Consider the following 24,421-nt stretch of genomic DNA (forward strand, 5'->3'; position numbering starts at 1 on the left):
GCTCGGCATACCCGACCCATTCGGTCCACCGCTTCCCGGCTGCGCCGGAACGCGATTCAGGACATTCGGGCGCTCCGGCGGCGTGTCGCGCTGCGACACGCCGGGCTCGACCGCGAACGTCCTGAGCGGGTGTGCGGGTGTGCGGGTGTGCGGGTGTGCGGGTGTGCGGGTGTGCGGGTGTGCGGGTGTGCGGGTGTGCGGGTGTGCGGGTGTGCGGGCAGGAGTGCGGCGGAACGACGAAGGCTCCGCACCTCACGGTGCGGAGCCTTCGATCACGACTCGGTTCAGAGCGCGGCAGCCTGCTTCGCGATCGCCGACTTGCGGTTCGCGGCCTGGTTCTGGTGGATGACGCCCTTGCTCACGGCCTTGTCGAGCTTGCGGTTCGCGACGCGGACCGCGGCGGCGGCCTTGTCCTTGTCGCCGCCGGCGATGGCCTCGCGCGCGGCGCGCACGACGGTCTTCAGCTCGCTCTTGACGGCCTTGTTGCGCTCTTCGGCCTTGCGGTTGGTACGGATGCGCTTGATCTGCGACTTGATGTTTGCCACGTGGTTCGTCTTTCGTGTGTTCTGCGGGTACCTGAGTTGCCGCAATCGGTAGAGGGGCCGTCGCGGCGCATCGTGCGGGGTGGGACCCACACGCAAGCCAACAGGCAACGATACCAGCATCGTCTGGCACGCACCAATGCGAGAGGTTCAGCGTGTCGGCCGCCGGGCCGCGGCCCGACGCTCGAGTTCGGCGACCGCGCCGAGAACCGCGCCCGCGAACTCGTCGGGCCGCACCAGGCTCACCAGGTGCGTCGCCCGTTCGACGTGCACGAGCCGCGCGTCGCGCGCGGCACGCAGCATCCGCCGCTCCTCGACGCGGAAGTGATCGAGGCGGCCGTTGACGAACCAGATCGGCACCCTGACGGCGGCGATCGAGGCGAGCACGTCGAGTTCGCCGACCGCCGCGAGCGTCGGCTGCATCGCGTCGAGCGCGACGCCGCCCGCCACGACGTCCTCGACCGCGGAAGGGGAGAGGAACATGCGCGCGACCGCGTCGTTCATCCACCGGCCGCGGTCGGGCAGGCGCCCGATCAGGCGCGCGAGCGCCTGGTACCCGCGGAGCGCGGGGCCGCGCGGGCGCGTTCCGCACGACGCGGCGACGAGCCCGTCGAGTGCGTCGGGATGCCGCGCCGCGAACTCGATCCCGAGGTACCCGCCGAGGCTCAGGCCGACGAGCAGCCGCGGCGTGCCCGGGGCGGGCGGGCCGAGGGCGTCGCCGATGACGCGCATCGCCGCGGCCAGCGAGAACGGTTCGTCGATCCGCGCACCGTGCCCCGGAAGGTCGACGGCCACGACGTCGAGGTCGTGTCGGGCGAGCCTGACCGCCTGCCCGCGCCACATGCTCGCCGAGGTGCGGATGCCGTGCACGAGGACGACCCGGGCGCGCGGCATCCGCTCACCCCGCCCGGATCGTGCCGAGCTCACGGGCCCGGGCGACCGCTGCCGTGCGCGAGCCGACCCCGAGCTTGGTGAAGATGTGCACGAGGTGCGACTTCACGGTCGCCTCGCTCAGGAAGAGGGCCTGCCCGATCTCCCGGTTGGTCCGCCCGGCGGCGACGAGGTTCAGCACCTCGGCCTCGCGGACCGTCAGCCGCTGATCGGCCGTGCGCCGGGATTCGTCGAGGCGCGACGCGACGCCCGGTGCGAGCGCGGACTCGCCCGCGGCGGCGGCGCGGATCGCGTCGATCAACTCGTTCGGCGGCGCGTCCTTGAGCAGGTAGCCGCTCGCGCCCGCTTCGATCGCGCCCAGGATGTCGGCGTCGGTGTCGTAGTTGGTCAGGACGAGTACGCGCGGGGCGCCCACGATGGAGCGGATGCGACGCGTGGCCTCCACCCCCTGCAGGGCACCGGGGAACTGCAGGTCCATGAGCACGAGATCGATGCCGGGGCCGGATGCCAGGCGCACGGCCTCCTCGGCGGTGGCGGCCTCGCCGACGACGTGCAGGTCGGCCTCGGCCTCGAGCAGTGCGCGCATGCCGGCGCGCACCACCGGGTGGTCGTCGCTGAGCAGGAGCCGGATCACGAGCCCGCCACCGGGATCCGGATCGACACGGCGGTGCCGCCGCCGGGGGAGGACTCGACGTCGGCGCGGCCGCCGAGGCTCTCGGCGCGGCGGCGGATGGCGCGCAGGCCGAACGACTCGGCGGCAGCCTCGGTGCCCTCGAGTTCCGCAGGGTCGAACCCGACGCCGTCGTCGACGACGTCGAGCGCGACCTCGTCGCCGAGGTAGCTGAGCGTGATCTCGGCGCGGTCGGCGTCGGAGTGCTTGACGACGTTGGAGAGCGAGCCCTGGGCGATGCGCAGGAGGGTCGCCTCGATCGACATCGGCAGCGGCACGGGCTCGCCGCTCAGCGAGAACGCGATCCGGGTGCGTGCGCCCGCCTGACGGGACTGCTCGTCGGTGGCCGACGCGAGGCGGCCGAGCGCCGCCGGCAGCGTCTGCTCGTCCAGTGCCGGCGGAGTGAGTTCGCGGATGAACCGGCGCGTCTCGTGCAGGTTCTCCGCGGCGGTCTCGCGAGCGAGCCGGAGCTTGTCGCGCGTGGCCGCGTCGACGGTCTCGCGTTCGGCGGCGTGCAGGAGGAGCTGGATGCTGGAGAGCCCCTGGGCGACGGTGTCGTGGATCTCGCGCGCGATGCGCTCGCGCTCGGCGAGGCTGCCCGCCTCGCGGCTCGCGGCGGCGAGTTCCTCCCTCGTCGCGAGGAGGTCGATGATGAGCGACTGCCGCTCGCGCGTCTCGACGGCCATGGCGCGGTAGCCGAGTCCGATGATGACCGCGACGCCCGCGGAGATCAGGGGGCCGACGATGCTCCCGACCTCGAATCCGAGCTGCGAGGTCGTGCTCCACACGCTGATGAGGAAGGTCACGCCCACGAGCGGCACGGCCCACCGCGCGGGCAGCACGTGCAGTTCGAGGAAGAACAGGGGGAACGCCAGGAACGCGGCATCCGGGGTCAGTGCGCTGAGGCCGAGCCACAGGCCCAGCAGGATGACGAGCCATCCGGCCCGCATCCACGGCGTGACCACCGAGTGCGCGGTGACGACCCCGACGAGGTAGGCGCCGACGAAGGCGATCGAGAGGATCGAGATCGCGACGACCTGGTCGCTTCCGACGATGATCGCCCGGGCCAGGACGAACACCGTCAGGCCGACGACCAGCACGTGGAGGCCGACCCGCAACGAGACGAAGACGGGTCGCAGCGCGGACGGCTGGACCCGTCCGACGAGTGGGGCATCGAGCACGGTCATGGTGTCGTTCAGCGTAGCCGCGGGCCCGCGGCGCGGCATCCGTCGAAAGTGGGATCGCCCGCATGGGAGAATCGACGGGATGTCTCCGAGAGCCGCCCATCCACCGGTGCCTGCCGCCACCGATCCCGCGCTGATCCGCAACTTCTGCATCATCGCGCACATCGACCACGGCAAGTCGACCCTCGCCGACCGCATGCTCGGGATCACGGGGGTGGTCGCCGACCGCGACATGCGCGCCCAGTACCTCGACCGCATGGACATCGAGCGCGAGCGCGGCATCACGATCAAGAGCCAGGCCGTGCGCATGCCGTGGCAGGTCGGCGACACGTCGTACGCGCTCAACATGATCGACACGCCCGGTCACGTCGACTTCAGCTACGAGGTGTCGCGCTCGCTCGCCGCGTGCGAGGGCGCGATCCTCCTGGTCGACGCGGCGCAGGGCATCGAGGCGCAGACCCTCGCGAACCTCTACCTCGCGCTCGAGAACGACCTCGAGATCATCCCGGTGCTGAACAAGATCGACCTTCCGGCCGCCGAGCCCGAGAAGTACGCCCGCGAGCTCGCCGACCTCATCGGCGGGTCGCCCGAGGACGTGCTGCGGGTCTCCGGCAAGACCGGCCTCGGCGTGGAAGACCTGCTCGACCGGGTGGTCGAGCGCATCCCCGCGCCGACCGGCGACGCGGACGCCCCGGCCCGGGCGATGATCTTCGACTCCGTCTACGACAGCTACCGCGGTGTCGTCACGTACGTGCGGATGGTCGACGGCAAGCTGAACCCGCGCGAGCGCATCCAGATGATGTCGACGAAGGCCACGCACGAGGTGCTCGAGATCGGCGTGAGTGCGCCCGAGCCGACCCCCACCAAGGGGCTCAGCGTCGGCGAGGTGGGCTACCTGATCACGGGTGTGAAGGACGTCCGGCAGTCGAAGGTCGGCGACACGGTGACGACCTCGACGAAGTCGGCCTCCGAACCGCTGCCGGGCTACACCGAGCCGCTGCCCATGGTGTTCTCGGGCATCTACCCGGTCGACGGCAGCGACTACCCCGACCTGCGCGAGGCGCTCGACAAGCTCAAGCTCTCCGACGCCGCGCTCGTGTACGAGCCCGAGACCTCGGTCGCGCTCGGCTTCGGCTTCCGCTGCGGCTTCCTCGGCCTGCTGCACCTCGAGATCGTGACCGAGCGGCTGCGCCGCGAGTTCGGCCTCGACATCATCGCGACCGCACCGAGCGTGGTGTACGAGGTCGTGACCGAAGACAAGAAGCAGATCACGGTCACGAACCCGAGCGAGTTCCCGACCGGCGGCAAGATCGCCGAGGTCCGCGAGCCGATCGTCAAGGCCGCGATCCTCGCGCCGAAGGACTACGTCGGCACGATCATGGAGCTCTGCCAGTCGCGTCGCGGCACCCTGCTCGGCATGGACTACCTCGGCGAGGACCGGGTCGAGATCCGCTACACCATCCCGCTCGGCGAGATCGTGTTCGACTTCTTCGACAACCTCAAGTCGAAGACCGCCGGGTACGCGTCGCTCGACTACGAGCCCGCGGGGGAGCAGGCCGCCGACCTCGTGAAGGTCGACATCCTGCTCCAGGGCGAGCAGGTCGACGCGTTCAGCGCGATCGTGCACCGCGACAAGGCGTATGCGTACGGCACGATGATGGCCACGCGCCTGCGCGAGCTCATCCCGCGGCAGCAGTTCGAGGTGCCGATCCAGGCCGCGATCGGCGCGCGGATCATCGCGCGCGAGAACATCCGCGCGATCCGCAAGGACGTGCTGGCCAAGTGCTATGGCGGCGACATCACGCGCAAGCGCAAGCTGCTCGAGAAGCAGAAGGAGGGCAAGAAGCGCATGAAGATGGTCGGTCGCGTGGAGGTCCCCCAGGAGGCGTTCATCGCGGCGCTCTCGGGTGAGACCGAGAAGAAGGATGCGAAGAAGTAGGGGGAGATCGTGGCCCGTCGAAGCACCTTCACCGACCAGTCCGTGACCTACGGCGCGATCGGGGCGACCATCGACCCCGACCTGCTGCGGTACCCGCCGCCCGGGTTCTCCGCGGCCGAGGACTCGGTGCGGCTGGGCTCGGGCCGGGACCGGTTCGAGCAGTCGGCCGAGTCCCTGATGACGTGGGGCATCCAGCAGGGGGCCGGCTTCACCGTGACGGATGCCGCTCCGGGCACGGGTGCGCAGTACACGGGCATCTCGTACGATGCGACGGGCACGCCGCTGCCCGAGCAGCCGGCCACCCGGACCGAGCAGAAGTTCGCCGCCGACGGCACGCCGTACCTGAGCGCCGGGATGACCGCGACGCTGCGCCGTCGGCGGCGTTCGACGCCGGTCCTCGTCGTGTACCTGATCGACGAGCCGAACCGCGTCGGGTTCGCGATCGGCACCGCGGGGCCGTCGCGCGAGCATGGCGAGGAGTCGTTCGTGCTCGAGCACCGCGACGACGACTCGGTGTGGCTGACGATCCGTTCCGCGTTCGAACCGCACGGGCGGATGGGTCGGCTCCTGGCTCCCGTGCTGCGTCGCCGACGCCGCGAGCTGACCACGCGGGAGCTCCGCGCGCTGCATCCCGCGTTCACCTCCTGATGGCGGGGCCCCTGCCCATCGCGGATCCGGCGCCGGCCGACGGACTCCTTCCGGCGAGTGCGACGGCGGATGCCGCGTCCCGCGCGTTCGGCGTGTACGTGCATGTTCCGTTCTGCCGGGTGCGGTGCGGGTACTGCGACTTCAACACCTACACGGCCGGGGAGCTCCGCGGTCTCTCGCAGGCGGCGTATGCCGACCAGGCGATCGCCGAGGTCGCGTTCGCGCACGGCGTGCTCGCCGCGTCGGGCGTGCCCGACCGTGCGGCGGGGACCGTGTTCTTCGGCGGCGGCACGCCGACGCTGCTGCCCGCGACCGACCTGGTGCGCATGCTCGGGGCGATCACCGACGCGTTCGGGCTCGCGCCCGGTGCCGAGGTCACGACGGAGGCGAACCCCGACTCGGTGGACGCCGATGACCTCCGCCGGCTCGCGGACGGGGGCTTCACGCGCGTGTCGTTCGGCATGCAGTCGGCCGTTCCGCACGTGCTCGCGACGCTCGACCGGACCCATGATCCGGCCCGCATCCCGCTCGTCGTCCGGTGGGCTCGCGAGGCGGGTCTCGACGTGAGCCTCGACCTCATCTACGGCACTCCCGGCGAGCGCCTGGCCGACTGGCGCACGAGCGTCGAGGCGGCGCTCGAGGAGGCTCCCGATCACGTGAGCGCGTACGCGCTCATCGTCGAGGACGGGACGAAGCTGGCCCGGCAGATCAGGCGCGGCGAGGTCGCCGCGGTCGATGACGACCTCGCAGCGGACATGTACGAGCTCGCGGACGACCTGCTCGCTCGGGCCGGCTACGAGTGGTACGAGGTGTCGAACTGGGCGAGGGACCCCGCGCACCGGTCGCGGCACAACCTCGGGTACTGGCGCGGGGACGACTGGTGGGGCGTCGGGCCGGGGGCGCACAGCCATGTCGGCGGCGTGCGGTGGTGGAACGCGAAGCACCCGGCGGCCTACGCGGAGCGACTGGTCGCGGGCGTCTCGCCCGCGGTCGGCCGCGAGCGCCTCGATCACGCGACGCGCGAGACCGAGCGGGTGCTCCTCTCGGCCCGGATCCGCGAGGGCATCGAGGTGTCGAGCCTGCACGCCGCCGGGAGGCACGCGGTCGCCGGGCTCATGGCCGACGGACTGGTGGATGCGCGAACCGCCCTCGCCGGGCGGCTGACGCTCACCCGCCGCGGGCGGTTGCTGGCCGACGCCGTCGTGCGACGCCTGCTCGAGGGCGCCTCCTAGCTCACGAACTTGATCGCGACCGGGTACACGTAGTACTCGCCGTTGTTGGCCTTGATCGCGGCGATGATGCCGAACACGATCGCGCAGACCCAGGCGGCGATCAGCAGGAAGATGCCGATGATCACGAACGTCAGGATCGAGCCGACGACGTAGGCGATCAGCAGCGTGATCTGGAAGTTCAGTGCGGTCGCGGTGTGCTCCCGGATGAACGGCCCCTTGTCCTTCAGGATCAGGTACCCGATCAGCGCGGGGAGGAACCCGAAGAGGATCCCGCCGATGTGGATGAGCGTGGCCCACAGCTTCTCGTCGGCCGGGCTGAGCGGCTGGCTCTGCTGGTAGGAGCCGCCGCCGGGCGGCGGAGGCGTCGGGCCGCCGGGCGGCGGGGGAGGCGGTCCGCCTGCGGGCGGCGTGGGCGGTGTGGGAGGCGGTGCGTCGGACATGCTGTGCTCCTCTGATCGGCGCCGTGCAGGGACGCTCTCATGCTGGCACACGACGACGCGCCGGTCGAGGACGACTCGACCGGCGCGTCGGCAGGAGACGGAGCGCTACTTGATGAGGCGGATGGCGAAGGGGTAGCGGTAGTGGTTGCCGTCCTTGGCCTGCATGAAGCCGAGCACCGAGAACACGATGACCGCGACCCAGAGCGCGAGCGGCAGGATCCAGCCGATGAAGCCCCAGATGCCGAACGTGACGGCCGTGAGGATCGCGTTGACGATGAAGATCGCGACGTAGGCGAACACGGCGGTGATCTGGAAGTTCAGCGCCTCCTTCGCCTCGGTGTTCGTGAAGGCGCCGCGGTCCTTGAACACGAGCCAGATGATCAGCGACGGCAGGAAGCCGAGGATGCCGCCGAGGTGGGCGAACGACGCCCACTGGACATCCTGTTCGTGGGGCAGGGGTGCGGCGGGGCCGGGCGCGCCCTGGGAGCCTGGGTCCTGCGGAGGAAGGTTCGAGTCGGTCACGACGGGCCTTTCGGTCATGGGATCGGGGATTCTGCGGGCGGCCGGGGGCGACCCTCCCGCGGGACGAAGCACACGCTATCGGCGCGGCGGGTCCGGCGGCAACGGGGCAGGCACCGGATGTCGAGATATGATTAGCAGTCACGTGGGCGGAGTGCCAGCCACGAGCCATCCGGATCGGTCGAGGGAAGCGAGGGACATGGTCTCCGAACGCAGCCTCGAAGTGCTCCGGGCGATCGTGCAGGACTACGTCGCGTCGCGCGAGCCGGTCGGCTCGAAATCGATCGTCGAGCGGCACCACTTCGGGGTGTCCGCCGCGACCATCCGCAACGACATGGCCCTCCTCGAAGAGGAGGAGCTCATCGCCGCGCCGCACACCTCCTCGGGCCGGATCCCGACCGACAAGGGCTACCGCGTGTTCGTCGACCGGTTGGCCGACGTCCGCCCGCTGACGCCGGCGCAGCGCCACGCGATCGAGACCTTCCTCGGCGAGTCCCACGACCTCGACGAGCTGCTCGGGCGCACCGTGCGGCTGGTGTCGCAGCTGACTCGGCAGCTCGCGGTCGTGCAGTACCCGAGCTTCGCGCGCGCGCGTGTGCGCCACGTCGAACTCGTCTCGCTCGCGCCCACGCGGGTGCTGTGCATCCTCATCTCGGACAGCGGGCAGGTCGAGCAGCGCCTCGCCGAACTCGACCAGGAGGTCGACGAGGGCACGCTCGCGCGCCTGCGCGATCGGCTCAACGAGATCTCGGCGGGCCTGACGATGGCGGATGCCGCGACCGCGCTGTCCGCAGAGACCGACCACGCCGACCGGGCCCACGCCGAGGTCCTGCGCACGCTCGCCGCGACGCTCGCCGACCAGGCCATGGTGACGCGGGCCGACCGCCTCGTCGTCGCGGGAGCCGCGAACCTGGTGCGCACCGAGCAGGACTTCGCCGGCAGCATCCTCGGCGTCATGGAGGCGATCGAGGAGCAGGTCGTCATCCTCCGGCTGTTCGGCGAGATGGCCGCCGACGAGGGGCTCGCGGTGCGCATCGGCCGCGAGAACGCCGCCTACGGGCTCGGCGAGACCTCGGTCGTCTCGAGCACCTTCGCCGTCCCCGGTCGCGACATGTCGCGGCTCGGCGTCGTCGGCCCCACCCGCATGGACTACTCCCAGAGCATGGCGGCCGTCCGCGCCGTCGCCCGATACCTCTCCCGCACACTCGGCGAGAACTGAACCGGAGGGTGCCGCCGTGCGGCATCCGCCCATCGCGATCGAAAGGAATCCGCCTCACGTGGCCGACCACTACGAGGTCCTCGGCGTCGCCCGCGACGCCGCCCCGGACGAGATCAAGAAGGCCTACCGACGTCTCGCGCGCGAGCTGCACCCGGACGTGAACCCGGGCGCCGAGGCGTCCGAGCGATTCAAGGAGGTCACGCACGCGTACGACGTGCTCTCGGACCCGAAGCAGCGGCAGCAGTACGACCTCGGCGGCCAGGGCGGGTTCGGCGGCGGAGCGGCCGGGTTCGGCGGGTTCGGCGACATCTTCGAGACGTTCTTCGGTGCGGGCCAGGGCAGTCGCGGACCGAGATCGCGCCGCGAGCGCGGCCAGGACGCGCTGATCCGCCTCGAGGTGGGCCTCGACGAGGTGATCTTCGGCACGCACCGCGACCTCGAGGTCGACACGGCGGTCGTGTGCGAGACCTGCAACGGATCGTGCTGCCAGCCCGGCACCTCGCCCGTGCGCTGCGACATCTGCGGCGGAAGCGGGCAGATCCAGCGGGCGGTGCGCTCGCTGCTCGGCAACGTCATGACCTCGAGCCCGTGCGGGTCGTGCCGCGGGTACGGCACGATCATCGCCACGCCGTGCGTGACCTGCCAGGGGCAGGGTCGCGTCCGCGCGCGTCGCACGGTCCCCGTCGACGTGCCCGCCGGTGTCGACACCGGCGTGCGACTGCAGATGCCCGGCTCCGGCGAGGCGGGCCCCGCGGGCGGACCGAACGGCGACCTCTACCTCGAGATCAAGGTGAAGACCCACGAGGTGTTCAGTCGGGACGGCGACGACCTGCTCTGCACGCTCGAGGTGCAGATGACCGATGCCGTGCTCGGAGCGACCGCGAAGGTCGCCGCCCTCGACGGGGACGTCGAGCTCGAGCTGCGCTCCGGAGTGCAGTCGGGCGACGTCCTCACGGTCAGGGACCGCGGCATCACCCACCTGCGCGGCAACGGCCGCGGCGACCTCAAGGTCGCGGTGCACGTGATCACGCCCACCAAGCTCAGCGGCAAGGAGCGCGAGCTCGTCGAGCAGCTCGCGGCCCTGCGCAAGCCCAAGTCGCCCGAGCTCGGGCACTTCCAGCAGGGGCTGTTCGCGCGCCTGCGCGACCGGTTCCTCGGCTGACCGGGTCGGATCGATGAGCCACCGCTACCTCGACGAGTCCCTGGACCTCGCCACGGCGACGCCGGGCGATTCGGTCGAACTCGGCGGTGACGAGGCCCGGCACGCCGTCACGGTGTCGCGGCTGCGCGTCGGCGAGCAGGTCTCGATCGGCGACGGCCGCGGTCGCGTCGTGCACGGGCCGGTCACCGTCGCCGAGCCGCGACGGCTCCGGATCGAGGTCGAGGCCGTAGACGACGAACCCGAGGCGTCGCCGCGTCTCACGCTCGTGCAGGCGCTCGCGAAGGGCGACCGCGACGAGCTCGCGGTGCAGGCCGCGACCGAGCTCGGCGTCGACCGCATCGTGCCGTGGTCGGCGAGCCGGTCGGTGTCGCGGTGGGAGGGCGCGAAGGCAGCGAAGGGTCGCGCGCGGTGGGCGAGCATCGTGCGCGAGGCCGTCAAGCAGTCCCTGCGCGCCCGTCTGCCCGTCGTCGAGGACGTCGCGACGACCCGTGGCCTTCCGGGCGTGCTCGCGGGCGAGCGGATGCTGCTGCTCGTGCCGGGCGCCCGGACCCGGCTCGCCGACATCCGTCCCGACGGTCGCGACCTCGCGCTCGTCGTCGGCCCAGAGGGCGGCATCGACCCGGCCGAGATCGAGCGGTTGGTCGAGGCGGGCGCCGAGGCGGTCCGGCTCGGCGAGCCCGTCCTCCGCACCTCCACGGCGGGCCCAGCGGCGATCGCCGTGCTCTCGGTGGCGCTCGGGCGGTGGTGAGGCATCCGTCGCTACGATGGTGGGATGAGCGGAACGGCTGAGCCCACGGTCTTCGAGCGCATCGCGGCCGGCGAGATCCCGGCGAAGATGGTCGCCGAGACCGAACGCGTCATCGCGTTCCACGACATCGCACCGCAGGCGCCCGTGCACGTGGTCGTCACGCCCCGCATCGGCCGGCACCGCGACGTCGTCGAACTCGCGGCCGACGACCCCGAACTGCTCGCCGAGCTCGTCTCGGTGGCCAAGGGCATCGCCGACGACCTCGCAGACGGGCAGTTCCGGCTGATCTTCAACACCGGCCCCGCCGCAGGCCAGACCGTGTTCCACGTGCACGCCCACGTCCTCGGGGGCGGCCTGAAGGAGGGATCGCTTGGCGGCTGACGAGGCTGAGGCGACCGCGCCCACCGGAGCCGACGCGCGGGGCGAAGAGGATCGCCTCCGGATCGACGGAATCGCGATGGTGCGCCTCCTCGGGCCGCAGGACCGACTGCTCACGACCATCGAGCGCGAGTTCCCCGGCGTCGACGTGCACGTGCGCGGCAACGAGATCGCGATCCGCGGCGACGCCGACGAGCGGGGTCGGGTGCGCCGGCTCATCGAGGAACTGCTCGAACTCGTCCGCAGCGGCGGCGAACCCACCCCGATCGAAGTGAGGAGCTCGGCCCGAATGCTCGAAGCAGACCCGAACGCCAAGCCGTCCGAGCAGCTCGGACAGGTCATCATCTCCAGTCGCGGCCGGTCCATCCGGCCGAAGACCGAGGGCCAGCGCGCCTACGTCGACGCGATCGACCTGAACACCGTGGTGTTCGGCATCGGCCCGGCCGGAACCGGCAAGACGTACCTGGCGATGGCGAAGGCCGTGCAGGCGCTCCAGCGCAAGGAGGTCAGCCGGATCATCCTGACGCGTCCCGCGGTCGAGGCGGGAGAGCGGCTGGGCTTCCTGCCGGGCACGCTCACCGACAAGATCGACCCGTACCTGCGCCCGCTCTACGACGCGCTCAACGAGATGATGGATCCCGAACTCGTGCCCAAGCTGCTCGCGTCGGGCACCGTCGAGGTCGCGCCGCTCGCGTACATGCGGGGCCGGACGCTGAACGACTCGTTCGTCATCCTCGACGAGGCGCAGAACACGACGCCCGAGCAGATGAAGATGTTCCTGACCAGGCTCGGGTTCGGATCGCGCATGGTCGTCACGGGGGACATCACCCAGGTCGACCTGCCGGGCGGGTCGAGCGGGCTGCGCCTGGTGACGCGGATCCTCGACGGGATCGACGACATCCACTTCGCCCGGCTCACGAGCGACGACGTCGTCCGGCACACGCTCGTCGCCCGCATCGTCGACGCCTACACCGAGCACGACCAGCGGTCGCAGGCGCAGCGCTACGAGCGCGAGCAGGCGCGCGAGTTCGCCAACCGCGCCGAGCGCCGCGGGGCCGAGCGCCGCGGCGCCCCCGCCCCCCGCGACCACCTGCCCAGGAAGAGGATGCCGTGAGCATCGAGATCAACAACGAGTCGGCCGTCGAGGTCGACGAGGCCGCCCTCCAACGGCTCGCCGTGTACGCCCTCGATGCGATGCACGTGCACCCCGATGCCGAGCTCGCGATCGTGCTGGTCGACGAGGGCGCCATGGAGCAGCTCCACGTGCAGTGGATGGACGAGCCCGGACCGACCGACGTGCTGAGCTTCCCGATGGACGAGCTGCGGCCGGGGACCGAGGACGAGCCGGCGCCGGCCGGCCTGCTCGGCGACGTGGTGCTGTGCCCGCAGGTCGCCGAGTCGCAGGCCGCAGCGGCCGGGCACACCCTGCTCGACGAACTGCTGCTGCTGACCACGCACGGCGTGCTGCACCTGCTCGGATTCGACCACGCAGAACCTGCGGAGGAGAAGGAGATGTTCGGCATCCAGCGCGACATCCTCGTCGGATTCTCGATGCAGGAGCGGCGCCGCTGACCATGCTTCCCTGGCTCTTCCTGGGGGCGGCCTTCGTCCTCGTCGCGTTCGGCGGACTCATGGCCGCCGTCGATGCCGCCATCGGCGTGACCAGCCGTGCCGACCTCGTCGACCTGTCGTTCGGCGCGCGCGCCGCACGATCGCTGCGGGCGATCGCCGAGGATCCGGGCGCGCACGTGAACGCCGTGAACTTCATGCGCATCCTCGCCGAGACGACCGCTGCGGTCCTCGTGACGCTCGCGTTCACGTTCATCCTCGACGACGTCTGGCTCGTGCTGCTCGTGTCGGCGCTCATCATGACCGGCATCTCCTTCGTGCTCGTCGGGGCGAGCCCGCGCAGCGTCGGCCGGACCCACGCGGCCGCGGTGCTGCGATTCGCCGCGCCGATCGTGCGGTTCGTGCGCGTGCTGCTCGGCCCGCTCGCCGGCGCGCTCGTCTCGCTCGGCAACCGGGTCACGCCGGGCCGCATCCGGTTCGCGGGCGTCTCGAGCGAAGAGCAGCTGCTCAGCATCGTCGACGAGGCCACCGAGCTCGAGGTGCTCGAGCAGGCCGATCGCGAGCTCATCCACTCGGTGTTCGAGTTCGGCCACACGCTGGTGCGCGAGGTCATGGTGCCGCGCACCGACATGGTCACGATCGAGACCGCGGCGCACCTGCCGCAGGCGATGGCCCTGTTCCTGAAGGAGGGTTACTCGCGCATCCCGGTCGTCGACCGCGAGGCCGACGACATCGCCGGCATCCTCTACCTGAAGGACCTGGCCCGTCTCGGCTTCGAGCGCCCGCTCGACGCCGCGACCGTCACCGTCGCCGACCTCGTCAGGCCGGCGACGTTCGTGCCCGAGTCGATGGGCGCGGATGCGCTGCTGCGGCAGATGCAGCTCGAGTCCAACCACCTCGCGATGGTCGTCGACGAGTACGGCGGCATCGCGGGGCTCGTCACGCTCGAGGACCTCATCGAGGAGCTCGTGGGCGACATCTCCGACGAGTACGACCGCGAGGCCGCGCAGGTGGAGCAGCTCTCCGAGGGCCGGTACCGGGTCAACGCGCGCCTGCCGGTCGACGAGCTCGGCGAACTGTTCGGGCTCGACCTCGACGACGAGGACGTCGACACCGTCGGCGGGCTGCTCGCGAAGGGCCTCGGCCACCTGCCGGTCACCGGCGACCGGGTGGGCGTGAGCGGGCTGCTGCTCGAAGCCGAACGGACCGAGGGTCGCCGCAAGCGCATCGCGACCGTCCTGGTCGAGGCCGACCAGGCGCTGATCGACGTGCGGGCCGCGTTCGCGGCCGACACGGGCACCACCGATGAGGGGACGCGACCATGACCGAGTACCGAGCCGGATTCGTCTCCTTCGTCGGGCGCCCGAACGTGGGCAAGTCGACGCTCACGAACGCGCTCGTCGGCGAGAAGGTCGCGATCACGAGTTCCAAGCCGCAGACGACCCGCCGTGCCATCCGCGGGATCGTGCACCGACCGCACGGCCAGCTCATCGTCGTGGACACGCCCGGGCTGCACCGGCCGCGGACCCTCCTCGGCGAACGCCTGAACACGCTCGTGCAGACCACCCTGGGCGACGTCGACGTGATCGGCTTCTGCGTGCCCGCGAACGAGGCGATCGGCCCCGGCGACCGCTTCATCAACGACCAGCTCGACCAGTACCCGCGGGCCCGCAAGGTCGCGATCGTGACGAAGACGGATGCCACGGGCAAGGCGCGCGTCGCCGAGCAGCTGCTCGCGGTGTCGAAGCTGCGCGAATGGGACTCCGTCATCCCGGTCTCGGCGCCGCGGGGCGAGCAGCTCGACGTGCTGGTCGACGAACTGCTCGCGCTCATGCCCGCCTCGGAGCAGCCGCTGTACCCGGCCGAGGCGACGACCGACGAGGACCTCGAGGAACGCATCGCCGAACTCGTTCGCGAGGCCGCGCTCGAGGGCGTCTCCGACGAGCTGCCGCACTCGATCGCGGTCACGGTCGACGACATGATCGAACGCGAAGACAAGGACCTCCTCGAGGTGTACGCCAACGTGTACGTCGAGCGCGACAGCCAGAAGGGCATCATCATCGGCAAGGGCGGGGCCAGGCTCAAGCAGGTCGGCGCCGACGCGCGCGCGCAGATCGAGGCGCTGCTCGGCCGGAGGATCCACCTGGCCCTGCACGTGAAGGTCGCCAAGGACTGGCAGCGCGACCCGAAGCAGCTCGGCCGCCTGGGGTTCTGAGCCCGGGCGGCGTCGGGGCAGCCGCACGCGGCATCCGTCACGATTGCCCCCAGCCTCGGCGACGGTGTTAGCCTTGTCGCGTGCTTCACGGCCTGCTTCTCCTTAGCCGCCGCAGCGAGTCCTAGTTCACAGGCCTCCCTCGCTGCGGAGTTCGTCGTCGGCTGAAACCCCCGAATCGCGAGAAGAGCACCCAATGCAGAACCACCAGAAGCCGTCGCCGATGCCGGTGCACCGGTACCGTCCGTTCCACGAGCAGATCCGCGTCGACCTGCCCGACCGCACCTGGCCCGCCAAGCGCATCGAGGTCGCACCGCGCTGGTGCGCCGTGGACCTGCGCGACGGCAACCAGGCGCTCATCGACCCGATGAGCCCCGAACGCAAGCGCATCATGTTCGACCTGCTCGTGCGGATGGGCTACAAGGAGATCGAGGTCGGCTTCCCGAGCGCGAGCCAGACCGACTTCGACTTCGTTCGCAGCCTGATCGACGAGGGGGCCATCCCCGACGACGTCACGATCCAGGTCCTGACCCAGGCGCGCGACCACCTGATCGAGCGCACGTACGAGTCGATCCGCGGCGCGAAGCAGGCGATCGTGCACCTGTACAACTCGACGAGCGTGCTCCAGCGCGAGGTCGTCTTCCGCACCGACCGGCAGGGCATCATCGACATCGCCCTCCACGGCGCCCGGAAGTGCCGCGAGATGGAGGCGAGCGTCCCGGGGACGACCGTGTACTACGAGTACTCGCCCGAGAGCTACACCGGCACCGAGCTCGAGTTCGCCGTCGACGTGTGCAACCAGGTGCTCGAGGTGCTCGAGCCCACCGCCGAACGCAACGTCATCATCAACCTGCCCGCGACCGTCGAGATGGCCACGCCCAACGTCTACGCCGACTCGATCGAGTGGATGAGCCGGCACCTGAACCATCGCGAGCACGTCATCCTGTCGCTGCACCCGCACAACGACCGCGGCACCGCGGTCGCGGCGGCCGAGCTGGGCTACCTGGCCGGCGCCGACCGCATCGAGGGGTGCCTGTTCGGCAACGGCGAGCGCACCGGCAACGTCGACCTCGTCGCGCTCGGCATGAACCTGTTCACGCAGGGCATCGACCCGCAGATCGACTTCTCCGACATGGACGAGATCAAGCGGACCGCCGAGTACTGCAACCAGCTCGCGGTGCACGAGCGCAGCCCGTGGGCGGGCGACCTCGTCTACACGGCGTTCTCCGGTTCGCACCAGGACGCGATCAAGAAGGGGTTCGAGGCGATGGAGGCCCGCGCCGCCGAGCGCGGCGGAACCGTCGACGACCTGGTCTGGGCCGTGCCGTACCTGCCGGTCGACCCGAAGGACATCGGCCGCAACTACGAGGCCGTGATCCGGGTCAACTCGCAGTCGGGCAAGGGCGGCGTCGCGTACCTGCTGAAGTCCGACCACGCGCTCGACCTGCCGCGTCGCCTCCAGATCGAGTTCTCGGGCGTCGTGCAGGCCAAGACCGACGCCGAGGGCGGCGAGGTCACGAGCGAGCAGATCTGGGCGATCTTCACCGACGAGTACCTGCCCGCGCCCGAGGAACGCCACGGCGCCAAGTGGGGCCGCTTCGAGCTGCTCTCGATGCGCAGCGAGAGCGACCTGACCGGCGAGGTGCGCGTCCGCGTCGGCCTGCGCGACGGCGACGAGCGCGTCGACGCCGACGGGTCGGGCAACGGCCCCGTCGCGGCGTTCCTCTCGGTCCTGGCATCGGAGGGCGTCGAGGTCCGCGTGCTCGACTACAGCGAGCACGCGATGTCCTCCGGCGGCGACGCGATCGCCGCGGCGTACGTCGAGTGCCAGGTCGACGGCCGCACCCTGTGGGGCGTCGGCATCGACGCGGACATCTCGACGGCGTCGCTCAAGGCCGTCGTGTCCGCCGTGAACCGGGCCCTGCGCGCCGCGCGCGTGCTCGACGGCGCGAGCGAGCCGGCCCTGGCCTGACCGTCCGGGCGAGCACCGGTCGCGGGTCGTCGCGGCCGGTGCCCCTCGGTCAGCTCCGGTGCCCCCGGTCAGCTCCGGTGCCCCGGTCAGCTCCGGCGCCACACCCGCCAGCTGCCGATCGCGCGCTGCTCGGGAAGGCTCCACCCGAACCGGACCGACAGCAGGCGGATGACCGTCGTCACGACCACGCACGCCGTCGCCGCGACGAGGATGTTCGTCCCGAGCAGGACGAGCACCACGAGCAGCGCCGTCCCGGCGCCCGCGGCGACGGCGTACAGCGACCCGACGTGCATGAGCGCGATGGGCAGGTTCAGGGTCACGTCGCGCAGGATCGAGCCGCCGACTGCGGCGACCACGCCCACGAAGATCGCGGGCACCTCGGGAAGGCCGCTCGCGAGCGCCTTCGACGTCCCGATCGCCGCGAACAGGCCGATCGTGACGGCGTCGAGCGCGATGATCAGCGAGTTGAGCCGGTCGAACAGCTGCAGGAGCAGCATGCCGATGAGCGCTGCGGCGCTCGCGATGACGAGGTACCAGTTGCTGCGCATCGCGGCAGGGAGCTGGTTCAGCAGGAGGTCGCGCAGCAGCCCGCCGCCGAGGCCGACGAGGACGCCGATGAGCGCGACGCCGAGCAGGTCGATGCGGTGCTCCTTGATGCGCGCCGCGAACATCGCGCCCTGGAGCGCGCCGATGCCGACCGCCGCGAGGTCGGCCCAGAACGGGATGGTGAAGGCCGCGACGGTCATGGACCGGTTCTACCACGACGGATGCCGCGGCTCGCGTCAGCGCGCGGCGGCGAGCGCCTCCTCGAACCGCATGTGCCCGTACGGTTCGCCGGGGACGAGGTTCTCGCCGGCGCTGAACGCCGCGAACCGGGTGCCCGGCAGGCGGAAGGTCGCGGTCGCGCGGTGCAAGCCGCGAACGCGGAGCCACGCCCGGGCCAGGTCTCGAGCCGTGCGGACCTCGGGTCCGCCGATGTCGGGTGCGATGCCGACGACGTCGTCGTCGAGGAGCTGCAGCAGGCGCGCGGCGACGTCTTCGACGGCGATGGGCTGGTACCGGAACGCGGGCGCCATGATCACGGGGGAGAAGCGCTGGATCTGGAAGATCGACGCGACCAGGTTGTGGAACTGCGTCGTGCGCTGGGTCGTCCAGCGCAGCCGGGATTCGGCGATGATGCGTTCGGAGGCGCGCTTGCCGCCGTAGTAGGCGAGCGGGATCCGGTCGATGCCGACGATCGAGGAGTACAGGATGCGCGGCCGGCCCGAGCGCTCCGCGGAGCGGACGAGCGTGCGCGTCATCTCGGTGTCGTCGCGATTGGTCGTCGCGAGGTGCATCACGACGCCGACGCCGTCGAGCGCCTCCGCCACGCCCTCGCCCGTGGTGAGGTCGCCGAGAACCGTTCCCGCGGCGCCCGAGCGGCTCAGCACGCGCACGTCGTCGCCCCGGGCCGCGAGTCGGCGCACCACGGCGCGCCCGAGGGATCCGGTTCCCCCGGTGACGAGGATCGGCGACGTCGAGGCCACCAGCACATTCTGCACGATCGAAACCGGCTTCCCGGCGCCGTGCGCCGGCATGCGGGCCGGCGGCACCGTCGCGGTGGGAGAATCGATCCGTGCCCGTGTACCGAGATGACGCCGTCGTGCTGCGCACGCACAAGCTCGGCGAGGCCGACCGCATCGTGACGCTCCTCACGCGGCGTCACGGCAAGGTCCGCGCCGTGGCGCGCGGAGTCCGGCGCACCGCCTCGAAGTTCGGCTCCCGCCTCGAACCGTTCATGGTCGCCGACCTGCAGCTCTACGAGGGTCGGTCGCTCGACGTCATCACCCAGGCCGAGACGATCGGCGCCTACGGCGCCGAGATCAGCCAGGACTACGCGGCGTACACGGCGGCGAACGCCATGGTCGAAGCTGCCGACCGACTCACCGAGGCCGAGGGGTCGCTCCAGCAGTACCTGCTGCTCGTGGGCGCGCTGCGCTCGCTCAGCCGCAGTGAGCACGGCCCCGACCTGACGCTCGACTCGTACCTGCTGCGCGCCCTCGCGATCGCCGGGTGGGCGCCGAGCTTCGAGGACTGCTCGCGGTGCGGCACCGCCGGGCCGCACACCGCGGTCGTCGTGCAGCTCGGCGGCGTCGTGTGCGGCGACTGCGCGCCACCCGGCTCGCCCCGCATCGCGCCGACGACGGTCGACCTGCTCGGCGCGCTGCTCTCCGGTGACTGGAACGTCGCCGAGGCGGCATCCGCCCGCGATCGCTCGCAGGCCAGCGGCATCGTCGCCGCCTACGCGCAATGGCACCTCGAGCGCGGACTGCGCTCGCTCACCCACGTCTCCCGAGGAGCGGCACCAGAGTGACCCCGAAGCCCTACACGCACAAGGACGCGGTGCCCTACCGTCCGCTGGACTGGACGGGCGTGCACCCGCCGGCGTTCCCGAAGGGAGCCGTGCCCGGGCACGTCGCGATCGTCATGGACGGCAACGGGCGCTGGGCGAACCGGCAGGGCCTCACCCGCATCGAGGGGCACAAGGCCGGCGAGGAGGTGCTGCTCGACGTGGTCGCGGGCGCGATCCAGGCGGGCGTGAAGCACCTGTCGGTCTACGCGTTCTCGACCGAGAACTGGAAGCGCAGCCCCGACGAGGTGCGCTTCCTCATGGGCTACAACCGCGACGTGCTGCACCGCCGTCGCGACCAGCTCAACGAGTGGAACGTGCGCATCAGGTGGGCGGGCCGTCGGCCGCGGCTCTGGAAGTCGGTCGTCGACGAGTTGCAGGTCGCCGAGCGGCTGACCGCTGGCAACACCGGCCTCCAGTTCACGATGTGCGTCAACTACGGCGGCAGGAACGAGCTCGTCGACGCCGTGCGCTCGATCGCGGACGAGGTCGCGGCGGGTCGGCTGAAGCCGTCCGCGGTATCGGAGAAGCTCATCGAGCGGCGCCTCTACGTGCCGGACATGCCCGACGTCGACCTGTTCGTCCGCAGTTCGGGGGAGCAGCGCACGTCGAACTTCCTGCTCTGGCAGTCGGCGTACGCCGAGATGGTGTTCCTCGACACGCTCTGGCCCGATTTCTCGCGCCGCGACCTCTGGCATGCGATCGACCTGTACGCGTCGCGCAACCGCCGCTTCGGCGGCGCGGTGGACGCGCCCGACGCCACGGCGCCGTGAGCGGATGCCGGGACGGGAATACGTGAGCACCGGCATCCGTTGGGCCTCAACGTGACTTCCCCCATCAAGATCGACATCTGGTCCGACATCGCCTGCCCGTGGTGCTACATCGGCAAGCGGCACCTCGAGGCGGGCATCGCCTCGCTCGGCGCGGACGCGCCCGACGTCGAGATCGAGTACCACTCGTACGAGCTCTCGCCCGACACCCCGCTCGACTTCGAGGGATCGACCGTGGAGTACCTCTCGGCGAAGAAGGGCATGCCCGTCGAGCAGGTCGAGCAGATGATGCAGCATGTGACGGACGTCGCCGCGAAGGCCGGCCTCGAGTACCACTTCGAGCACGTCGCGCACACGAAGACGCTCAAGGGCCACGAACTGCTGCACCTCGCCAAGGCGCACGGCAAGCAGCTCGAGATGAAGGAGCGCCTCATGAAGGCGTACTTCACCGACGGCGGTCGCGTGAACCGCATCGACGAGCTCGTGGGCTGGGCCGAGGAGCTCGGCATCGACGCCGCCGAGGCCCGCGACGCGCTCGAGTCGGGCCGCTATGCCGACGACGTGCAGGCCGACATCGCCCAGGCCCGCGCGTACGGCATCCAGGGCGTGCCGTTCTTCGTCATCGACGGCAAGTACGGCGTGTCGGGCGCGCAGCCGGCCGAGGTGTTCGCGCAGGCGCTCACCCAGGTCGCCGGCGAGCGCGACGGGGAAGCGGCGTGAACCGCGACAGTGCCGCAGCGGATGGCGCGCCCGCGCCGTTCACGATGGTGGCGGGTGACCCGAGCGCATTCGTCTGCGAGGGCGACGCGTGCGTGCTGCCGGTCGTCGGGGATTCCGCGTAACACGCCGCATCCGCCCGGCGCGTCGCGCGGATCGTCCGACGAGCGGCAGGCCAGCCGGGCGCCCAGCGGCAGAGCGCGCGTTACTCGGGGTCGGTGATGTCGGCGACGGTGGCGTCGAGCGCGGCGATGAGGGCGTCGGCGTCGACGAACAGGCTGCGGCCGTGCTCGCCGGCGCCCATCGAGACGCGGCGGCCGGCGATCGACGCGTCCGCGACCACGGGCCACTCGGTGTGCGAGCCGAGCGGCGTGATCGTGCCGCGTTCGTAGCCGGTCGCGGCGAGTGCGAGCGAGGCGTCCGGAAGCTGCAGCTTGTTCACGCCGAGCAGGCCCCGCAGCTTCGGCCAGCTGATCTTGCGGCCGCCGGGCACGAGGGCGAACACGAACGTGTCGTCGCTGCGCTTGACCACGAGCGACTTGACGATGTCGGCAGGCGTGATGCCGAGGATCTCCGCGGCCTCCTCGAGGCTGCGCGCGGCAGGGCGCTCGATCACGTCGATGTCGAGGCCCCGCGCCGCGGCATCCGCTCGCACCCGCTCGACGCCGTCGAGCCCTTCGAATCGCGCCATCCCGACCTCCCGGCTGCTGCCCTGACCGGCATCCTACGTGCGTGGCGGGCGACTCCCGGCCGGTGTCTGGGAGAATCGACAGCGATGCCAACGACCACGACCCCAGCCCGCCCGCTCTCGATCGGCGGCCTCGACCTCGAGGTGCCGGTCGTGCTCGCGCCCATGGCGGGCATCACGAACACCGCGTTCCGGCGGCTCTGCCGCGAGTTCGGCGCGGGCCTGTACGTCTCCGAGATGATCACGAGCCGCGCGCTCGTCGAGCGCACGCCCGAGTCGATGCGCCTCATCACGCACCACGAATCCGAGACTCCGCGCTCGATCCAGCTCTACGGCGTCGACCCGAAGACGGTCGCCGAGGCGGTCACGATGCTCGTAGCCGAGGACCGGGCCGACCACATCGACCTGAACTTCGGATGCCCCGTGCCGAAGGTCACGCGCAAGGGCGGGGGAGCGGCGCTGCCGTGGAAGACCGGCCTGTTCCGCGACATCGTCGAGGGCGCGGTGAAGGCCGCGGGCGAGATCCCCCTCACGGTGAAGATGCGCAAGGGCATCGACGCCGACCACCTCACCTACCTCGAGGCGGGGCGCATCGCCGAGGGGGCGGGCGTCGCGTCGATCGCGCTGCACGCGCGCACCGCGAGCGAGTTCTACTCCGGTCACGCCGACTGGCCGGCGATCGCGAAGCTCAAGGAGACCGTCACGAGCGTGCCCGTGCTCGGCAACGGCGACATCTGGTCGGCCGACGACGCGCTGCGGATGGTCGAGCAGACCGGGTGCGACGGCGTGGTCGTGGGGCGCGGATGCCTCGGGCGGCCGTGGCTCTTCGGCGACCTCGCCGCGGGGTTCCGGGGGCAGCTGGCCGACGGGTCGGCGTCGCTGTTCCAGCCGACGCTCGGCGAGGTCGCGCAGACCTTCCGCAGGCACGCCGAACTGCTGACCGAGTTCTTCGACAGCGAGGAGCGCGGATGCCGCGACATCCGCAAGCACGTCGCCTGGTACTTCAAGGGCTACCCGGTGGGCGGCGACCTCCGGGCCAAGCTCGCGACCGTCGACACCCTCGCGCACCTGGACGACCTGCTCGGAACGCTCGACTGGTCGATGCCCTACCCGGGCGAGGGCGCCGAAGGTCCGCGCGGCCGGGCCGGCACGCCGAAGAACCCGGCCCTGCCCGACGGGTGGCTCGCGTCGCAAGACCTGGCGGGCCACGACCGGGCGACCCTCGTCGGCGCCGAACTCGACACGAGCGGCGGCTGACCGGCGTGCGCGACCGACTCTTCGGCGGCTACGACGAGGCCGATGCCGAGCGCTTCCTGCCCGAACAGCACGAGAACCGGCGCCGAAGCGACTTCGCGCGCGACCGCGCGCGGCTGCTGCACTCGAGTGCGCTGCGCCGGCTCGCCGCGAAGACGCAGGTGCTCAGCCCGACCTCGGGGCTCGACTTCGCGCGCAACCGCCTGACGCACTCGCTCGAAGTCGCGCAGGTCGGCCGGGAACTGGCCGAGAGCATCGGACTCGACCCCGACGTGGTCGACACGGCCTGCCTCGCGCACGACCTGGGGCATCCGCCGTTCGGCCACAACGGCGAGAAGGCGTTGAACGCGTGGGCCGCCGACATCGGCGGGTTCGAGGGCAACGCGCAGACGCTTCGGCTGCTGGCGCGCCTCGAGCCGAAGGTGTTCTCGCCCGAGGGGCGCCCGCTCGGGCTGAACCTCACGCGGGCGAGCCTCGACGCGAGCTGCAAGTACCCGTGGCCCGCGGCCTCCGGGGTGGGCGACCCGAGCGGACGGACGAAGTTCGGCTTCTACGACGACGACGTCGACGTGTTCGAGTGGATGCGTCGCGGTGCGCCCGAGCGGCGCCTGTGCGTGGAGGCGCAGGTGATGGACCTCTCCGACGACATCGCGTACTCGGTGCACGACTTCGAGGATGCGATCGTGGGCGGCTACATCGACGTGGCGGCGCTCGGCCGGAGGGTCGACCACGACGAGCTCGTGACCTCGATGTACGACTGGGTCGGCGGGACGATCGACCACGACGAGCTCGTCGCGGCGTTCGACCGGCTCGACTCGCTCGACGCGTGGATCTCCGAGTGGTCGGGCAGCCGCCGCGACCAGGCGGCCCTGAAGAACCTCACGAGCCAGCTCATCGGCCGGTTCGCGCATGCCGCGACGGAGGCGACGCGCGCGCACCACCCGGTCGCGAGCCTCATCCGCTTCGATGCGGATGTCGTGGTACCCCGCGACATCCAGGCCGAGATCGCGGTGCTCAAGGGCATCGTCGCGGCGTTCGTGATGGAGCGCGGCACCCGCAGGCCCATCTACTCGCAGCAGCGCGAGGTGCTGACGGGCCTCGCCGACGCGCTCTGGGAGCGCGGCGGGGCCGACCTCGACCGCGGCTTCGCCGAGGACTGGGCGGGTGCGAGCGACGACCCGGGCCGCAGGCGCGTCGTCGTCGACCAGGTCGCGAGCCTCACCGACCAGTCCGCGCTCGCGTGGCACGAACGGCTCGTGCAACGGTGACGGGCCGGAC

26 protein-coding genes are annotated in these 24,421 nt (G+C 71.3%); 17 read left to right on the forward strand and 9 right to left on the reverse strand.

Going from position 1 to position 24,421, the window contains the following annotated elements; all coding sequences use genetic code 11:
• Window positions 1–284: 284 nt before the first annotated feature.
• From rpsT to DSM26151_RS06745, 4 genes are all read right to left on the reverse strand, one after another.
• A complete protein-coding gene (gene rpsT, locus DSM26151_RS06730) occupies window positions 285–545 on the reverse strand; it encodes a 30S ribosomal protein S20 (protein ID WP_234661631.1) in 261 nt (86 codons plus the stop codon).
• A gap of 147 nt (window positions 546–692) precedes the next feature.
• A complete protein-coding gene (locus DSM26151_RS06735) occupies window positions 693–1,469 on the reverse strand; it encodes an alpha/beta fold hydrolase (RefSeq protein WP_234661632.1) in 777 nt (258 codons plus the stop codon).
• Complete coding sequence (locus tag DSM26151_RS06740) at window positions 1,441–2,067, reverse strand: response regulator (RefSeq protein ID WP_234661633.1); 627 nt, start codon at window positions 2,065–2,067, stop codon at window positions 1,441–1,443. Before DSM26151_RS06740 ends, DSM26151_RS06735 begins: the two co-directional genes overlap by 29 nt.
• Window positions 2,064–3,290, reverse strand: a complete 1,227-nt coding sequence (locus DSM26151_RS06745) for a sensor histidine kinase (RefSeq protein WP_234661634.1) — start codon at window positions 3,288–3,290, stop codon at window positions 2,064–2,066. Before DSM26151_RS06745 ends, DSM26151_RS06740 begins: the two co-directional genes overlap by 4 nt.
• Before the next feature lie 79 nt (window positions 3,291–3,369).
• On the opposite strand from DSM26151_RS06745, the gene lepA reads away from it, so the two are divergent.
• From lepA to hemW, 3 genes are read left to right on the forward strand one after another with little or no spacing between them, the layout of a single operon-like run.
• Window positions 3,370–5,226, forward strand: a complete 1,857-nt coding sequence (gene lepA / locus DSM26151_RS06750; RefSeq protein WP_234661635.1) for a translation elongation factor 4 — start codon at window positions 3,370–3,372, stop codon at window positions 5,224–5,226.
• A gap of 9 nt (window positions 5,227–5,235) precedes the next feature.
• Window positions 5,236–5,874: a DUF1990 family protein gene (locus tag DSM26151_RS06755; protein ID WP_234661636.1), complete on the forward strand. Its 639-nt coding sequence runs from the start codon at window positions 5,236–5,238 to the stop codon at window positions 5,872–5,874.
• Window positions 5,874–7,106: a radical SAM family heme chaperone HemW gene (gene hemW, locus DSM26151_RS06760; protein WP_234661637.1), complete on the forward strand. Its 1,233-nt coding sequence runs from the start codon at window positions 5,874–5,876 to the stop codon at window positions 7,104–7,106. The genes DSM26151_RS06755 and hemW overlap by 1 nt, the downstream gene beginning before the upstream one ends.
• Here hemW and DSM26151_RS06765 read toward each other — a convergent pair.
• Window positions 7,103–7,546 carry a DUF4870 domain-containing protein gene (locus DSM26151_RS06765; RefSeq protein ID WP_234661638.1) on the reverse strand — a complete coding sequence of 148 codons (444 nt, stop codon included), beginning with the start codon at window positions 7,544–7,546 and terminating at the stop codon, window positions 7,103–7,105. The two genes, hemW and DSM26151_RS06765, sit on opposite strands and share 4 nt — an antisense overlap.
• 105 nt (window positions 7,547–7,651) lie before the next feature.
• Window positions 7,652–8,086 (reverse strand): DUF4870 domain-containing protein, encoded by a 435-nt coding sequence (locus tag DSM26151_RS06770; protein ID WP_234661639.1) that lies wholly within the window; start codon window positions 8,084–8,086, stop codon window positions 7,652–7,654.
• Window positions 8,087–8,264: 178 nt separating this feature from the next.
• On the opposite strand from DSM26151_RS06770, the gene hrcA reads away from it, so the two are divergent.
• From hrcA to leuA, 9 genes are all read left to right on the forward strand, one after another.
• Window positions 8,265–9,284 carry a heat-inducible transcriptional repressor HrcA gene (gene hrcA / locus DSM26151_RS06775; protein WP_234661640.1) on the forward strand — a complete coding sequence of 340 codons (1,020 nt, stop codon included), beginning with the start codon at window positions 8,265–8,267 and terminating at the stop codon, window positions 9,282–9,284.
• Window positions 9,285–9,342: 58 nt separating this feature from the next.
• Window positions 9,343–10,446 carry a molecular chaperone DnaJ gene (dnaJ, locus tag DSM26151_RS06780; RefSeq protein ID WP_234661641.1) on the forward strand — a complete coding sequence of 368 codons (1,104 nt, stop codon included), beginning with the start codon at window positions 9,343–9,345 and terminating at the stop codon, window positions 10,444–10,446.
• Window positions 10,447–10,459: 13 nt separating this feature from the next.
• Window positions 10,460–11,194, forward strand: a complete 735-nt coding sequence (locus DSM26151_RS06785) for a 16S rRNA (uracil(1498)-N(3))-methyltransferase (RefSeq protein ID WP_234661642.1) — start codon at window positions 10,460–10,462, stop codon at window positions 11,192–11,194.
• 24 nt (window positions 11,195–11,218) lie between these two features.
• Window positions 11,219–11,575, forward strand: a complete 357-nt coding sequence (locus DSM26151_RS06790; RefSeq protein WP_234661643.1) for an HIT domain-containing protein — start codon at window positions 11,219–11,221, stop codon at window positions 11,573–11,575.
• Between the two features lie 76 nt (window positions 11,576–11,651).
• Window positions 11,652–12,686, forward strand: a complete 1,035-nt coding sequence (locus tag DSM26151_RS06795; RefSeq protein WP_234661827.1) for a PhoH family protein — start codon at window positions 11,652–11,654, stop codon at window positions 12,684–12,686.
• Entirely contained in the window at window positions 12,683–13,144 is a 462-nt protein-coding gene (gene ybeY, locus DSM26151_RS06800) for an rRNA maturation RNase YbeY (protein WP_234661644.1), read from the forward strand. Before DSM26151_RS06795 ends, ybeY begins: the two co-directional genes overlap by 4 nt.
• A 2-nt stretch (window positions 13,145–13,146) precedes the next feature.
• Window positions 13,147–14,466 (forward strand): hemolysin family protein, encoded by a 1,320-nt coding sequence (locus tag DSM26151_RS06805; protein ID WP_234661645.1) that lies wholly within the window; start codon window positions 13,147–13,149, stop codon window positions 14,464–14,466.
• A complete protein-coding gene (gene era, locus DSM26151_RS06810; protein ID WP_234661646.1) occupies window positions 14,463–15,356 on the forward strand; it encodes a GTPase Era in 894 nt (297 codons plus the stop codon). The genes DSM26151_RS06805 and era overlap by 4 nt, the downstream gene beginning before the upstream one ends.
• Window positions 15,357–15,549: 193 nt before the next feature.
• On the forward strand, window positions 15,550–17,325 hold the full coding sequence (gene leuA, locus DSM26151_RS06815) for a 2-isopropylmalate synthase (protein ID WP_234661647.1): 1,776 nt from the start codon (window positions 15,550–15,552) through the stop codon (window positions 17,323–17,325).
• Between the two features lie 86 nt (window positions 17,326–17,411).
• Here the strand turns inward: leuA and DSM26151_RS06820 are convergent, their stop codons facing one another.
• Complete coding sequence (locus DSM26151_RS06820) at window positions 17,412–18,071, reverse strand: trimeric intracellular cation channel family protein (RefSeq protein WP_234661648.1); 660 nt, start codon at window positions 18,069–18,071, stop codon at window positions 17,412–17,414.
• A gap of 36 nt (window positions 18,072–18,107) precedes the next feature.
• Window positions 18,108–18,851, reverse strand: coding sequence for an SDR family oxidoreductase (locus tag DSM26151_RS06825; RefSeq protein WP_234661649.1), 744 nt, complete (start codon window positions 18,849–18,851; stop codon window positions 18,108–18,110).
• Window positions 18,852–18,940: 89 nt separating this feature from the next.
• On the opposite strand from DSM26151_RS06825, the gene recO reads away from it, so the two are divergent.
• The 3 genes from recO to DSM26151_RS06840 are packed head-to-tail and all read left to right on the forward strand — an operon-like array spanning window position 18,941 to window position 21,204.
• Window positions 18,941–19,678: a DNA repair protein RecO gene (gene recO, locus DSM26151_RS06830; protein WP_234661650.1), complete on the forward strand. Its 738-nt coding sequence runs from the start codon at window positions 18,941–18,943 to the stop codon at window positions 19,676–19,678.
• The gene (locus DSM26151_RS06835) at window positions 19,675–20,487 is read left to right on the forward strand and encodes an isoprenyl transferase (protein WP_234661651.1); all 813 of its coding nucleotides are present in this window, start codon (window positions 19,675–19,677) and stop codon (window positions 20,485–20,487) included. Before recO ends, DSM26151_RS06835 begins: the two co-directional genes overlap by 4 nt.
• 51 nt (window positions 20,488–20,538) lie before the next feature.
• Window positions 20,539–21,204: a DsbA family oxidoreductase gene (locus DSM26151_RS06840; RefSeq protein WP_234661652.1), complete on the forward strand. Its 666-nt coding sequence runs from the start codon at window positions 20,539–20,541 to the stop codon at window positions 21,202–21,204.
• A gap of 202 nt (window positions 21,205–21,406) precedes the next feature.
• Here DSM26151_RS06840 and DSM26151_RS06845 read toward each other — a convergent pair whose 3' ends face one another.
• A complete protein-coding gene (locus DSM26151_RS06845; protein WP_234661653.1) occupies window positions 21,407–21,892 on the reverse strand; it encodes an aminoacyl-tRNA deacylase in 486 nt (161 codons plus the stop codon).
• Between the two features lie 84 nt (window positions 21,893–21,976).
• On the opposite strand from DSM26151_RS06845, the gene dusB reads away from it, so the two are divergent.
• Together dusB and DSM26151_RS06855 are read left to right on the forward strand one after the other, a co-directional pair.
• Entirely contained in the window at window positions 21,977–23,146 is a 1,170-nt protein-coding gene (dusB, locus tag DSM26151_RS06850) for a tRNA dihydrouridine synthase DusB (RefSeq protein ID WP_234661654.1), read from the forward strand.
• Complete coding sequence (locus DSM26151_RS06855) at window positions 23,143–24,411, forward strand: deoxyguanosinetriphosphate triphosphohydrolase (protein WP_407651035.1); 1,269 nt, start codon at window positions 23,143–23,145, stop codon at window positions 24,409–24,411. The genes dusB and DSM26151_RS06855 overlap by 4 nt, the downstream gene beginning before the upstream one ends.
• Window positions 24,412–24,421: the final 10 nt, after the last annotated feature.

The organism is Agromyces marinus, assembly GCF_021442325.1.
Classification (GTDB): domain Bacteria; phylum Actinomycetota; class Actinomycetes; order Actinomycetales; family Microbacteriaceae; genus Agromyces; species Agromyces marinus.

Coding starts and splice junctions, on each gene's coding strand:
- DSM26151_RS06765 (WP_234661638.1), bottom strand. CDS start 7,546: ATGTCCGACGCACCGCCTCCCACACCGCCCACGCCGCCCGCAGGCGGA.
- hrcA (WP_234661640.1), top strand. CDS start 8,265: ATGGTCTCCGAACGCAGCCTCGAAGTGCTCCGGGCGATCGTGCAGGAC.
- dusB (WP_234661654.1), top strand. CDS start 21,977: ATGCCAACGACCACGACCCCAGCCCGCCCGCTCTCGATCGGCGGCCTC.
- leuA (WP_234661647.1), top strand. CDS start 15,550: ATGCAGAACCACCAGAAGCCGTCGCCGATGCCGGTGCACCGGTACCGT.
- DSM26151_RS06805 (WP_234661645.1), top strand. CDS start 13,147: ATGCTTCCCTGGCTCTTCCTGGGGGCGGCCTTCGTCCTCGTCGCGTTC.
- DSM26151_RS06820 (WP_234661648.1), bottom strand. CDS start 18,071: ATGACCGTCGCGGCCTTCACCATCCCGTTCTGGGCCGACCTCGCGGCG.
- era (WP_234661646.1), top strand. CDS start 14,463: ATGACCGAGTACCGAGCCGGATTCGTCTCCTTCGTCGGGCGCCCGAAC.
- hemW (WP_234661637.1), top strand. CDS start 5,874: ATGGCGGGGCCCCTGCCCATCGCGGATCCGGCGCCGGCCGACGGACTC.
- lepA (WP_234661635.1), top strand. CDS start 3,370: ATGTCTCCGAGAGCCGCCCATCCACCGGTGCCTGCCGCCACCGATCCC.
- DSM26151_RS06795 (WP_234661827.1), top strand. CDS start 11,652: ATGGTGCGCCTCCTCGGGCCGCAGGACCGACTGCTCACGACCATCGAG.
- DSM26151_RS06745 (WP_234661634.1), bottom strand. CDS start 3,290: ATGACCGTGCTCGATGCCCCACTCGTCGGACGGGTCCAGCCGTCCGCG.
- DSM26151_RS06785 (WP_234661642.1), top strand. CDS start 10,460: ATGAGCCACCGCTACCTCGACGAGTCCCTGGACCTCGCCACGGCGACG.
- DSM26151_RS06845 (WP_234661653.1), bottom strand. CDS start 21,892: ATGGCGCGATTCGAAGGGCTCGACGGCGTCGAGCGGGTGCGAGCGGAT.
- DSM26151_RS06770 (WP_234661639.1), bottom strand. CDS start 8,086: ATGACCGAAAGGCCCGTCGTGACCGACTCGAACCTTCCTCCGCAGGAC.
- DSM26151_RS06790 (WP_234661643.1), top strand. CDS start 11,219: ATGAGCGGAACGGCTGAGCCCACGGTCTTCGAGCGCATCGCGGCCGGC.